This is a genomic window from Waddlia chondrophila WSU 86-1044, assembly GCF_000092785.1.
Taxonomy (GTDB): Bacteria; Chlamydiota; Chlamydiia; order Chlamydiales; family Waddliaceae; genus Waddlia; species Waddlia chondrophila.
In genome coordinates this window covers 1,529,457-1,541,693 of sequence record NC_014225.1, presented here as the reverse complement: position 1 = coordinate 1,541,693, position 12,237 = coordinate 1,529,457, and the positions used below count along the sequence as shown (strand labels likewise).

11 protein-coding genes are annotated in these 12,237 nt (G+C 45.0%); 2 read left to right on the top strand and 9 right to left on the bottom strand.

The genetic code is table 11. The features are described 5' to 3' along the window. Positions 1 to 12 precede the first annotated feature (12 nt). Genes proB through WCW_RS06985 form a run of 4 tightly spaced genes read right to left on the bottom strand, consistent with a single transcriptional unit; the run spans position 13 to position 4,080 of the window. Positions 13 to 1,113, bottom strand: a complete 1,101-nt coding sequence (gene proB, locus WCW_RS07000) for a glutamate 5-kinase (protein ID WP_013182509.1) — start codon at positions 1,111 to 1,113, stop codon at positions 13 to 15. Continuing rightward, positions 1,110 to 1,775, bottom strand: coding sequence for a GTP cyclohydrolase I FolE (gene folE / locus WCW_RS06995; protein ID WP_013182508.1), 666 nt, complete (start codon positions 1,773 to 1,775; stop codon positions 1,110 to 1,112). The genes proB and folE overlap by 4 nt, the downstream gene beginning before the upstream one ends. A gap of 8 nt (positions 1,776 to 1,783) precedes the next feature. After that, the gene (locus WCW_RS06990; RefSeq protein WP_013182507.1) at positions 1,784 to 2,503 is read right to left on the bottom strand and encodes a TrmH family RNA methyltransferase; all 720 of its coding nucleotides are present in this window, start codon (positions 2,501 to 2,503) and stop codon (positions 1,784 to 1,786) included. Beyond that, positions 2,500 to 4,080 (bottom strand): ABC-F family ATP-binding cassette domain-containing protein, encoded by a 1,581-nt coding sequence (locus WCW_RS06985; protein ID WP_013182506.1) that lies wholly within the window; start codon positions 4,078 to 4,080, stop codon positions 2,500 to 2,502. Before WCW_RS06985 ends, WCW_RS06990 begins: the two co-directional genes overlap by 4 nt. A gap of 116 nt (positions 4,081 to 4,196) precedes the next feature. On the opposite strand from WCW_RS06985, the gene WCW_RS06980 reads away from it, so the two are divergent. Beyond that, positions 4,197 to 5,141, top strand: a complete 945-nt coding sequence (locus tag WCW_RS06980; RefSeq protein WP_227738803.1) for a glycosyltransferase — start codon at positions 4,197 to 4,199, stop codon at positions 5,139 to 5,141. Positions 5,142 to 5,336: 195 nt separating this feature from the next. Continuing rightward, the gene (locus WCW_RS06975) at positions 5,337 to 6,212 is read left to right on the top strand and encodes a glycosyltransferase (protein WP_227738802.1); all 876 of its coding nucleotides are present in this window, start codon (positions 5,337 to 5,339) and stop codon (positions 6,210 to 6,212) included. Here the strand turns inward: WCW_RS06975 and xerA are convergent. The 5 genes from xerA to lon are packed head-to-tail and all read right to left on the bottom strand — an operon-like array spanning position 6,197 to position 12,184. Beyond that, positions 6,197 to 7,102 carry a site-specific tyrosine recombinase/integron integrase gene (xerA, locus tag WCW_RS06970; RefSeq protein ID WP_013182503.1) on the bottom strand — a complete coding sequence of 302 codons (906 nt, stop codon included), beginning with the start codon at positions 7,100 to 7,102 and terminating at the stop codon, positions 6,197 to 6,199. The genes WCW_RS06975 and xerA overlap by 16 nt on opposite strands. Continuing rightward, the gene (locus tag WCW_RS06965; protein WP_013182502.1) at positions 7,099 to 8,004 is read right to left on the bottom strand and encodes a ribonuclease Z; all 906 of its coding nucleotides are present in this window, start codon (positions 8,002 to 8,004) and stop codon (positions 7,099 to 7,101) included. Before WCW_RS06965 ends, xerA begins: the two co-directional genes overlap by 4 nt. A gap of 25 nt (positions 8,005 to 8,029) precedes the next feature. Further along, entirely contained in the window at positions 8,030 to 9,193 is a 1,164-nt protein-coding gene (locus WCW_RS06960; protein WP_013182501.1) for a rhomboid family intramembrane serine protease, read from the bottom strand. Then, a complete protein-coding gene (locus WCW_RS06955) occupies positions 9,171 to 9,689 on the bottom strand; it encodes an adenylyltransferase/cytidyltransferase family protein (RefSeq protein WP_013182500.1) in 519 nt (172 codons plus the stop codon). Before WCW_RS06955 ends, WCW_RS06960 begins: the two co-directional genes overlap by 23 nt. Before the next feature lie 2 nt (positions 9,690 to 9,691). After that, positions 9,692 to 12,184 carry an endopeptidase La gene (gene lon, locus WCW_RS06950; RefSeq protein WP_013182499.1) on the bottom strand — a complete coding sequence of 831 codons (2,493 nt, stop codon included), beginning with the start codon at positions 12,182 to 12,184 and terminating at the stop codon, positions 9,692 to 9,694. Positions 12,185 to 12,237: the final 53 nt, after the last annotated feature.

The following is a 12,237-nucleotide window of genomic DNA, read 5'->3' as shown; positions in this document are numbered from 1 at the left end:
TTAGATCCTTAGTCAAAGAAGAGCCATGTTATCACGATGAATCACTTCCGATCCATAGCTGTAGCCCAAAATTTTTTCAATTCCTGTCGAATGTGCACCGATGAGCTTTTGGATCTCGTCACTTGAGTAATTGACGATTCCTCTTGCAATTGCCCGATTGCTGCTCGACAGGATCTCGACAATGGATCCTCGCCCATAGGACTTTTCACTTCCTGTGATTCCAATGGGAAGTAAGCTGGCCCCTTTCTCTGTAATTTTTTTTTCTGCGCCCTGGTCAACGAAAATAACGCCTTGCACCTTTTCTGAGAGCAACCACCGTTTACGGCTTTCTTTGGGAGTCGTTTCTGCGTAAAAATAGGTGCCTGTTTTTTTTCCTTCGATAATCTCTGCAATGACTGTAGGGTTTTTCGAAGAGGCAATGATGGTCGGAGTTCCGCTTCTGGTTGCAAGTTTTGCCGCTTCCACTTTGGTCGACATGCCTCCAGCTCCCATCCCTTTCCCTTTTGTTGTTTTGCCAGCCAGCTGAATGATGCGCTTGTCGATGACATGCACATCCTCGATTAAGACGGCATTCGGGTCTCGATTAGGATCGGCTGTGTAAAGTCCCTTTTGATCGGTTAGGAGGATCAATTGATCGGCGGCGATCAGGTTGGCTACCAGAGCGGCAATGTTATCATTGTCGCCGAATTGAATCTCTCTTGTCGCAACTGTATCGTTCTCATTGACGATCGGAATGACCCCATGATGCAGCAGCGAATCGATCGTGTTCCGTACATTGAGATAACCGTCTCTTTGGGAAAAATCCCCTTTGGTGAGCAGCAATTGTCCTACTTGAAGTTGATAAATTGCAAAAAGCTGCTTCCACGTATTCATTAGATGCACCTGTCCAATGCTGGACAGCATCTGTTTTTCGGGTAGGGACCGGTCTAATTTTGAAGGTTTTAGGACGTCTTTGCCAGCAGCGATCGAACCGGAACTAACCAGTACAATCTGATTCCTTGCATTGTGTGCTTTGGCGATTTGGCGCACAATTTCTATCATGTGTTTTTGGGACAGGGACAGACCTCCATCGGTGAGGGTGGAAGTTCCCACTTTAATCACGATTTTCTTCATGGATTTAAAGAAGATCTCTTAATTGCATCGAAAAATTCCTGCCTTTGAAGAGCTTCATCGTGAAATTTTCCCCTTAGCACCTGAGTCGTGCACCAACCGTTTTGATCCTCGATGCCTCGTGCTGCAATGCAGAAATGTTGGCAGTTAATCGAAACGGCAACGTCTTCGGTTTCCAGAATGCGAGACAAACTATCTGCAATCTGTGCGGTCAGTCTTTCTTGCACTTGAGGGCGGCGAGCAAAAAATCGGACGATTCTTGGGATTTTTGACAAGCCAATCAATTTTTTATTGGGAAGGTAGGCCACATAAGCTGTTCCGATCATTGGGACAAAGTGGTGTTCGCAAAAACTTGTCACAAAGACTTTCATGAACAACATGTTTGAGCGGTTTAAGGTTTTGTATTGGTCTTCAATATAGCTGATGGGAGGAAATGTGGAAGGATTTAATCCGGAGAATACCTCTTTTACATACATGCGGGCAACTCGCTGAGGAGTGCGTTCCAAAGATTTATCGTTTAAATCAAGGCCGAGAGCCTCCATGATCTCCTTAAATCTGACAGCGATATAATGGATGCGCTCTTCATCACTCATCTGTGGAGGAGCTTTGACTGGTGAAGGGAAATTGGTTGTGATCGCTTGTTGATCAATTTTAGATTGATGCATAATTTTTCTTAGCCTCTAAATTGCTGTGAGATTGCCGCTGCGGCAATTGCAAACGCGTTGGCGACATTCAAAGAGTTCTTTTTTCCATATAAGGGGATCTCAACGACTGCATCGGCCTGGCTCAACACCTCATCCGATAGGCCATACTCCTCGTTGCCGACTGCCAGGCAGCCGCTGGAAGGAAATGTGTACTTGTCAATAGGGATTCCGTCGGAACTCGTTTCTAAAGCGATCAACGGTCTGGGCAGCTCGGAAGGGGAGGCGTGCCGTTGAAAACAGATCTCCTTTGAGCATCCCATCGCAGTTTTCGATACTTGAGGATGAGTGGGAAGGGGAGTGTCTTTCGAAAAATAAACATCTCCTAGCTGAAATGCTTCAACTGTCCGCAGAATGCTTCCCACATTGTGTGCTGATCTGATTTGATCTAAGTAGAGATGCACATCGATTCGGTTTGCAGAAGGTTTTGGCCGGTCTTTCTTGTTGATGCGAGGAAGTAAAGAATGTTCTCTTAGACGCACTTCGGCATATTTCAAATGTTTGTGAAAACGGTCGCTTACGCTTTTTGGAGATAAATCTTCCAAAGAGGGCTGCCCCATCCAATCTTGAATCTCATTGTAATTGTCAATGAATACTCTTTGCGCATCTGTATAGAAGCAACGAAGAAGCTCAGCGCATTTCTTGTGCTGAGAAACAGATGGCAGCCTTAAGAATTTTCTTTTAGTATTCATCCTTTCTGAGCCAGATATTCTTCCAGCGTCCCTTCGTAAACTTTGACTCCGTCCTCTTCGAAAGCGATGATCTTTTCCGCTACGGTATCGATCAGATCGCGGTCGTGGCTGACGCAGATCACAGTTCCCGGATAGTCCTTAAGTCCAAAGCTAAGGGCTGACACAGCTTCCAAGTCCAGATGATTATTCGGTTCGTCCATAATTAAGACGTTAGGAGTGTCCAGCATCATCTCTGCGATCATTAAACGGGCCGTCTCTCCTCCGGAAAGAGAAGAAACCTCTTTGAAAGCGTCGTCGCCCCCAAAAAGCATTTTTCCCATTACACCACGTACATCCTGGTCGTAGGCGCTTGGGTGCTTTTTCTTCAGCCAGTCAAAAGCGTTAATTTTTGTGGATTTATCAACAATTTCTGCATGGTTCTGCGGAAAATAGGAAATGTGCACCTGATGTCCGGGCTCGATTTTTCCTTCATTTTTTTCAAGAACCCCGGCCAGCATCTTAATCAAAGTCGTTTTCCCTCGGCCGTTATTGCCGATCACCCCGATTTTGTCTCCGCGTTCAATTTCAATAGAAAATTTTTCAATCACCTTGTTACCGTCGAATCCTTTGGTTAAGTTCTCGACTGCAAGAACAACTTTTCCAGGCTGTTTCTCCGACGTTTGAAAACGGATATAGGGACGTTGAATATTTGATTTTTTTAATTCCTGCGGCTCTAACCGCCTGATTTCGCGCATACGGGACTGCACTTGGGAAGCGCGCGATCCTGCGCCAAAACGGGCGACAAACTCTTTCAGCTGAGAAATCTTCTTCTCTTTAGACTTTGCATCTTGCTCGGCGCGCTGCCGTACACTCGTTTTCGCATCGACCATCTGGTCGTAGTTTCCCGTGTAGACGATCACAGTTTCGTAGTCGACATCGGCGATATGGGTGCAGACAGCATTGAGAAAGTGCCTGTCGTGCGATGTGACGATCAGAGCTCCGGAGTAGCTGACTAAGAAATTCTCCAACCAGCCGATCGATTCCATATCCATGTGGTTGGTCGGCTCGTCGAGCAAGAGCGCTTTCGGATCTCCAAAAAGAGCTTGGCAAAGAAGAACGCGGAACTGCATATCGGTAGGAATGGAGTGCATAGGTACCTGGAATTGATCTTCGGTCAATCCCATTCCGGAGAGAAGAACTTCAGCATCCGATTCAGCCGTATAACCGTCTTCTTCGGCAATGATCCCCTCCAGATCGCCCAGCCGCATGCCCACTTCGTCAGTCATTTCAACTTCGTAGAGGCTGTCTCTTTCTGTCAGCGCAGACCAGAGCCTTTCATTGCCCATCATGACAACGTCGATCACCTTGTAGCCTCGGAAGTCTTCAATATTTTGCCTGAGCATTCCCACCTGTTCGGGAAGGGCCACTGTTCCGGTCGTTGCCTCTTCCTCTCCCATGATGATTTTCAGCAAAGTGGATTTTCCACATCCGTTCGGTCCGGTTAGACCATAGCGGTTTCCGGATTGAAAGGTCAGATCGACATTTTCGAAAAGAGTGCGGCTGCCGAAGCTTTTTGAAATATTTTTTAAAGTGATCATAGTATTTAAATTCTTGAAAATTGTTTCGGCATATCATAGCATGACTGCGAGCTAAATTCAACCTTTCAGATCAGATGAAATTCACTCTCTTGCCCTTTTGCCTTTTCGTTTTTGCTATGTTGCCGGCAACTTCGATATTGGAAGAAGCTCCTCCTCTCACTATCAATCTGTTTTGTGAACTCAACAACCACGGGCTGTCTGCCGATGCCGCTGTTTTGGACGAAGCCTTGACGGCGCAGGGGTGTCGAGTGCGTAGGGTTGATCGGAAAGATCGGGAGGTTTTGTGCGCGGACATCAATATCTTTTGTGAGAAAATGTATGCGGAGCATTTTAAGAAAGCGAAAAAAAACTGGCTCATCCCAAATCCGGAGTGGTTTTTTAATCAGAGTTTGAAGGGCTTAAGCCGCATCGATTTAATTTTGTGCAGAACAAAAGAGGTGGAAAGAATTTTTAACGAGTTGGGAATGAAAACCTATTTTCTAGGATTTACCTCTCTTGACTGCTTTCGATCGGATGCGATTAAAAAAGCGGATCAGTATTTGCATTTAGCCGGAAACAGCCCGCTCAAAGGAACAGCTGCTATTGTCAAAACCTGGAAGGCAAATAAAAATTTTCCCTTATTGGTCGTGATTAGTAAAAGAACTCCTCCTGCCAGTATAACGTCCAATATCAAATGGAAAGGGCGATATGTGGAGAGGGAAGAGCTTTTAGATGATTTGAATGAATCGCTTGTTCATTTATGTCTGAGTGAAACAGAGGGATTTGGACACTATATTTCAGAGGCGATGTCTTGCGGTTCTATCGTCGTAACGACGGATGCTCCGCCGATGAATGAATTCATTGAAGATTCTCGATTTCTAGTCCCTTATCAATCTGTTAAGGCGGAAGGCTTGGCAACCTTGTATCGAGTGTCTTCTCGCTCTATAGAAGAAAAAATCCGTGAAATTGCACAACTCTCTTCAGACGAGTTAAAAGCTGCCGGTGAAGCTAATCGGCAACGCTATTTGGAGATGAAAAAAAATTTTGAAGAAAATCTCAGGCAGTTGATTGATTCGGTATAAGTGTTTGCAAATTAATCTGGTGTGTCATAGACTCGACCTCATTAAAATTTGGATCTATTTGCAATGTACCGGTATATTCTCTTATCTCTCTGCATTTTTCTAGGCATCTACCTTTTCATTTCTTCCTCGCCGCTTGAGCCAACTTCGGATCCGTCTCTCACTATTAATTTGTTTTGTAGGCTCAATGGTCATGGGTTGTCAACTGATGCTGCTATTCTCACTGAAGCTTTGACAGCACAAGGAGCTCAGGTGCGCAGGGTTGACCGCAAAAGCTGGAAGGTTTCTTCTGCGGATATCAATATTTTTTGTGAGCACATGGTTCCAAAATACTTTTCGAAAGCGGCCAAAAACTGGTTTATTCCGAATCCGGAGTGGTTTGGGCAGAATTTAGAGGATTTAAAAAACATCGACTTAATTCTGTGCAGAACAAAAGAAGTGGAAAGAATTTTTAACGATTTGGGAATGAAAACCTATTTTTTAGGATTTACATCTCCTGACTGCTTTCAACCACATGTGGTTAAAAGATCGGATCAATATTTGCATTTAGCCGGAAACAGCACATACAAAGGAACAGATGCAACTGTTAAAGCATGGATGGCAAACCAAAGTTTTCCTTTATTGACCGTCATTAGCAAAAAAAAAGCTCCTCCGAGTGATTTGACGCCCAATGTCAAATGGGAGCAGAAGTATGTGTCGAAGGAGGAGCTTTTAGATGTTTTAAATAGATCCGCTATTCACTTATGTCCTAGTGAAGCAGAGGGGTTTGGACATTACATTTCAGAGGCGATGTCTTGTGGGGCTGTCGTTGTGACAACGGATGCTCCTCCCATGAACGAGTTTATTAGAGATCCTCGATTTCTCATCCCTTACGAATCTGCTAGCAAACATGACCTGGCAATGAAATATTACGTTTCCGCTGCCGATGTAGAAGCAAAGGTACGTGAAATCACGCAATTATCTCCAGGTGAATTAAAAGCTGTCGGAGAAGCTAATCGACAACGCTATTTGGAGATGAAAAAAAACTTCGAAGAAAATATTGAGCAGTTGATTGCGCCTTATGCGCGCGGATGAGCTTGTTTGTAGATTTTTCTCTTTAACGTTGCGTCAACATGAGTATAGATCGTTGTTGAGGATAACGATTCGTGGCCTAGAAGAGTTTGAATCGTTTTGAGATCCATGCCGTTTTCCAGCCAGTGGGTAGCAATTGTGTGCCGGATTGTATGCGGCGTTACATTTCCTCCCAGTCCGGATTTAATGAGATATCTCTTAAAGTTTCGATCAACGGATCGCACCGATAGCCTCGTTCCTAATTTATTGAGGAATATTGCGTGATTTTCTTCGCAGCTGAATTTCCTTTCAGGATGTCTGAGATATTTCTGTATCCAATAGACAGCGTTGTGTGTTACTGGAATCACTCTTTCTTTTTTTCCTTTTCCTCTGACTTTCATTAAGCGCGTTGTAATGTCTACATCATTTTTGTTAAGTCCGACCAGCTCGCTTACACGCAAGCCCGAGCTGTAGAACAGCTCCATCATGCAGCGGTCGCGCGATCCCAGCAGCGTTTCAATTTCGGGTAGAGAGAAAAGGTGTTCCACCTGTGTATAGGAAAGAGGTGTAGGGATTGTTTTCTCCAGTTTGGGACTCTCGATCTCCTCAATAGGATTTGAAGTGATCAGTTGATTGGCAAATGCCCATTTGAAAAATGTGCGAAGCGAAGACAAGCGCCTTAAAATAGTCCGTTTGCTTGCTCCTTTGCTGTTCATCATCGCGAGAAATCCGCGGATCTGACGCCGTTCGATGCGATTGAGTGCAAAGTCTTCATCGCTCTGCCATTCCTGTTCAAGATGTTGTTTAAATATGTTTAAATCGATTGCGTAATTGCGGATGGTGTGCTCGGAGGCATTTTTGACGACCCTAAGCTGGTGGATAAAACGGCAGCATGCATCAAGGTAATTCATCATCTGGGGAAGGGGAATTTTTTAAGATCATCCGCTGCTGATACATTCGGAAAGACTTCACCGGCCTCTTTCTCGAAAGCCGAGCTGTCTAAATAGCGCGCGGAAAAGTGTGTCAGGATAAGGTGCTGGACACCGGCCTCTTTTGCGATTTCGGCGGCTTCTTTTGCAGTCATGTGATAGTGGGCATGCGCAAGCTTGCGATGCTCGTCCAGATAGGTGCTTTCGCAAATGAGTGTTTTAGCTCCTTTTGCCAACTCTATAGCTTGCGGACATTTGCGCGTGTCGATCACAACTGCCAGGGCGTCTCCTTTACGGATCCAGCTGACATCATCTAAAGCGATGCGGGCTCCATTGATGGTGATTGCTCCTTTTTCTTTCAACTCTCGCACCATTTTTCCGCTTATGCCGAAATTCTGTAACTGGCGGTCATCGAATTTTCTTGTGTCGGGTTCTGTGATTCGCCATCCGATGTTGTCAATTCCATGTTCGAGAAAAGCGGCTTCAATTTTAAAATGCCCGTCATCAACAACAATGCCTGATTCATGGATCGGATGCTCTTCAATCTTGATCGTTTCGTGATAAATTGTCCCTCGCCTCAGTCTATTGAAAAATTTTTGACCCGAAGCAGGATAGTAGCAATGCACTGTATGGGTAATTTTATCCAAATTCAGCCGCATTAGCATGGAGGGGAGTCCCAAACAGTGGTCGCCGTGAAAGTGTGAAATAAAGATTCTGGAGACACAGGTGGGGGAAACATTGGCAAAGATAAACTGCCTTTGCGTTCCTTCGCCCGGATCAAAAAGAAGCCCTTCATCGTTCCAGCGGACGAGGTAGGCTCCCTGATTTCTGAATCTTGTCGGCTGCTGGCTTGAGCAGCCCAATATTGTGATGTCTCTAACGCTCATGGAGCGAAATTATAGATGATTGGGTTTATGTTTTCCAACTAAAAAAAGGGACTTTCGCCATGATAAGGCCGGCAAGCGCGCCGCTTAAGTGTGCGGTGTTGGCAATGGGAGGAGCAAGCGAAGGCTGACCCATTAACTCCAAGGCAAAAGAGATCAGTTGGATTCCTGCCATGGCTCCAACGAAGATGGAAATAAAAGCCATCGTTGAGGATTGAAGGTGATATCCTTCCCAGGGAGCGTTTTTTTGCCTGATCCAAACAAACACAATCATCCCGCATAAAACTCCGGAAAATCCGATAAAATCTGGACCACTCATCAAATATTGAGCTGTGTTCGAGATTGCGGCAGAGATCAGGATAAAAAGGATCATGCGGAAAATTCCCAGCCGCTTTTCCATCTGCACACCTAGAACAAGCAGCCAAATCATATTGAAAAATAGATGAAAGATATCCGCATGCAGTAAAATAGGGGTGAAAAGGCGCCACACTTCCCCTTCTCGGATCTTTTCAAAAAGAGGAGCTTTTCCTCCAGTCAACGCCTTGCCTTGTTTGAGTGAATCGAGAATGATCGGGTAGAAACCGTGCCACATCGGGATTTTGTACATCTGAGTGAGCAGATATCTTCCTTCAGGTGGAAGCGTTTGAGGTTCAAACAGCCTGTCGAATCCATAGGCTTTCACTAATTTGTCCGTCATTTCGTAGGTTGCCGGATAGTCGTAGAGCAGGTGTTTTTTGATAGGGGATGAAAAAAGGGGTGTTAGAGGAAAGTTGGCAGGAGGTGTCTCTAGGGGGCGCTTAGTCGTTTGCGTTGCGAAAAAAATCACTGTGCAAAATAAGATCAAATACAACGTCAAAACACCAAATTTATTTGCGCGTTCCTTTGCGGAAATTGCGATGTTTTTTGTCTTGAACTTAATTTGTGGTTTGGGAGGCGGTGCTTCCGGCGTGAATCCGCCCTCTTTGAACTTCGGATCGCCTGGATTGGCTAGAAATTCCTCAAGCCATTTTGAAGCTTCGTCTACATCATCTTCGTCAATGATCCAAAGAAGGCATTTCAATGTCCCGTAATCGTCGCTGCCCCAATCGGTAATGGATGAAATTTCCAGTTTATTGTCCACTCCTTCTTTTTTAAGAAAGTGTGAAAATTCCTGGGCAGTTCGGTCGTTATTAAAGGTGTGGAGAAGACGCATGTGTTTTTAGGCTGGCGATTTTGTTGATGATATTTGAAGTCGAAAGCCCGTCTACCAGCTCGACAGTTTCGACCCTTCCACCATACGCTTTTACGGTTTCTGCTTCAATGCAGTTTTCACCATATTCAGCGCCATTGACATGGATGTCAGGTTTAATGATCGATAGAATTTTAATTGGATCAGTCTCGTCGAAATAGGTCACAAAATCGACAAATTCAAGGGCTGCCATCATTTGAAGCCTAAAGGGAAGGGGAATGATCGGCCTGTCGTAACTTTTGTATCGCTGGATGGAGGCATCGGTGTTGAGAGCAACGATCAGGCAGTCGGCTGTTTGGGAAGCTGAGTAGATGATGTGCAGATGGCCCGCATGGAGCAGGTCAAACGACCCATTTAAGGTTGCAATTGTACGATTTCTGCTTTTGATTCCTTCGACAGCATCTTCTAGCTCTTCGGGACGAAGAAGTTTTTTTTGATAGTCATCAACCCAAAGAGGCACATTTACTCCTTGCCTACTAAATGTTTTCGATTGGAAAAAGCGATCTTGTAGACTTGTTGATAGTCTTCGACGAAATGGACTGTAATTCCTTCTTTTAGGTATTCAGGAAGCTTTTCGTAGTCGCCGATGTTGTCTTTTGGAAAAATGATCGTTTCCAGCTCGGATCTGCGTGCAGCAACTAACTTCTCCTTGACTCCGCCGATTGGAAGAACACGGCCGGTTAATGTTAACTCACCGGTCATCCCTAGTTTATCGATCACAGGCGTGTTGGTTAAGAGCGACAGAAGGGATGTGACCATGGTGATTCCAGCTGAAGGGCCGTCTTTTGGGGTTGCTCCTTCAGGAATATGCATGTGTACCTCCGATTTTTCAAAAAAGGTGAACCCTGGAGCGTAAGCGTGCACTGAGCTGTGCAAAAAGCTCCATGCAATTTCCGAAGACTCTTTCATGACCGATCCGGCTTGTCCGGTAAGCTTCATTTTTGTTTTTTCAGCTGGCACTTTGATGGATTCAATATAGAGGGTCGCACCTCCGAGAGCAGTCCAGGCCAATCCGGTGCATACTCCGATAGGATTTTTCTTATAGAACATTTCAGAAATGAAAACCGGCTTGCCAAGATATTTTTCCACCGTCTTTGGAGTGATCAGTCTTTTCTCGGCTGGAAGCTCCATCCCTTTCTTGTGCTTTTTCTTTTCCCATTCAGCTCTTTCTTTGACGATTTCCAGCGCCACCTTGCGCATGATTTTTTTGATTTGGTTTTCAAAACTTCTAACGCCGGCTTCCCGCGCATAACCTTCGATAATTTGACGGATTGCAGGCTTGGTAAATGAGATCTCTTTTGCTTTTAATCCAATCAGCTTGCGGTTGCGGGGGATCAGATATTTGTTTGCAATTTCGATCTTCTCTTCCATGATATATCCGGAAAGGCGCAAGATATCCATCCGATCCTTTAGAGGTTCCGGAATTGTATCGAGAACATTGGCTGTGACGATAAAAAGAACGTCCGACAGATCGCAGCGCACATCGAGATAATGGTCGAGGAAATCTTTGTTTTGTTCAGGATCAAGCACTTCCAGCAATGCTGAAGCCGGATCGCCTTGGTAGCTGTTTCCGATTTTATCCACCTCATCGAGCATGATGACAGGATTCATCGTTTTACAGTATTTCAAGGCTTGAACCATCTTTCCCGGCATCGCCCCAATATAGGTGCGGCGGTGGCCCTTAATTTCTGCTTCATCCCGCATTCCCCCGACAGAAAAGCGATAAAATTTGCGGTTAAGAGCACGGGCGATGCTTTTTCCAACACTGGTTTTACCCACTCCCGGAGGACCGACGATGCAAATAATGCTGCCGCGCACACTTCCGGCGAGCTTGCCGACGCTGATAAACTCCAGGATGCGCTGTTTAATATCTTGCAAGCCGTAGTGGTCTTGCTGCAATACATCCTCAGCCCGTTCGAGATCGTGGCACTCCTCGCTTTGAATTCCCCAAGGAATGATTGTCAGCCAGTCCAGGTAGCTGCGGGCCACGGCGTATTCCGAGGACAAAGGCTCAAGCACGGAAAGCTTTTCCAACTCGTCGTTGATCACGGATCTGACATCTTTCGGTACGATCTTGTCTTTAAGGCGGTTCTCGAATTTTTCTCTGTCGAGAGTTTTGTCATCTTTTTCAATGCCAAGCTCTTTTTTGATTGTTTTCAGTTGCTCCCTTAGAAAAAAATCTTTTTGCCCTTTGGAGATCGTTGTTTCGATTTTTTGGTTGATGTTTTGCTGGAGGCGGCTGAGATCCAATTCCTTCTTCAGAAGAATCAAAGCTTTTTCAATTCTTTTTGGCACATTGAACGTTTCCAGCACTCCCTGGAGTTCTTCGCGGCTGGCCGTTGTCAGCGCGACGGCAAAATCGGCGATTTTTCCCGGTTCGGTAAAGTCGGAATGGCTGAGGAAAACTTGCAACTCTTCCTTGAATAAAGGATTGAGCTTCAACAAGTCTTTAATTGTTGAGATGATGCTGATGGTGTATGCTTTGAGTTTAGTGCTTTGCTTGATCTGATCGTCGTGATAGGTGACTTTGGCTCTCAAATGTTTTTTTGCAGGGACGTTTTTAGATATCTTGATCCGTTTTTCCATATTCAGGATCACTTGGGCGCCGCCTTTTTCTATCGGAATAATCCGAAGAATCCTGGCAAGAACGCCAATCTTATTGAGGTCTTTCATCTTGACTTTATAGATATCCGCTTCTTCAGATTTGGCTAGAAGAAGACCGACGCATTTGTGGTCGGATTTGGCCAGCCTTTTAAGCGTTTCGTAAAATGGGCCGGGCTCAATGACCAACGGAGCGGCCATTCCTGGGAAAAAGGGACGCTTGATCAAAGGAAAAATATCGATTGTTTCAGGATAGATCACATCTTTGACAGGATCTTTTGAGTTGTTGTTGATCGAATCGAAAAGGGCGTTTTCAATCTCTATTTCGATATCTTCCATTTCTTCGTCTAACATAATGATCCTGATATTTTTAATAAAACAATAAGCTTTGAGCAGATTTATTTGCA

Coding starts and splice junctions, on each gene's coding strand:
- proB (WP_013182509.1), bottom strand. CDS start 1,113: ATGAAGAAAATCGTGATTAAAGTGGGAACTTCCACCCTCACCGATGGA.
- folE (WP_013182508.1), bottom strand. CDS start 1,775: ATGCATCAATCTAAAATTGATCAACAAGCGATCACAACCAATTTCCCT.
- WCW_RS06990 (WP_013182507.1), bottom strand. CDS start 2,503: ATGAATACTAAAAGAAAATTCTTAAGGCTGCCATCTGTTTCTCAGCAC.
- WCW_RS06985 (WP_013182506.1), bottom strand. CDS start 4,080: ATGATCACTTTAAAAAATATTTCAAAAAGCTTCGGCAGCCGCACTCTT.
- WCW_RS06980 (WP_227738803.1), top strand. CDS start 4,197: ATGTTGCCGGCAACTTCGATATTGGAAGAAGCTCCTCCTCTCACTATC.
- xerA (WP_013182503.1), bottom strand. CDS start 7,102: ATGATGAATTACCTTGATGCATGCTGCCGTTTTATCCACCAGCTTAGG.
- WCW_RS06965 (WP_013182502.1), bottom strand. CDS start 8,004: ATGAGCGTTAGAGACATCACAATATTGGGCTGCTCAAGCCAGCAGCCG.
- WCW_RS06960 (WP_013182501.1), bottom strand. CDS start 9,193: ATGCGTCTTCTCCACACCTTTAATAACGACCGAACTGCCCAGGAATTT.
- lon (WP_013182499.1), bottom strand. CDS start 12,184: ATGTTAGACGAAGAAATGGAAGATATCGAAATAGAGATTGAAAACGCC.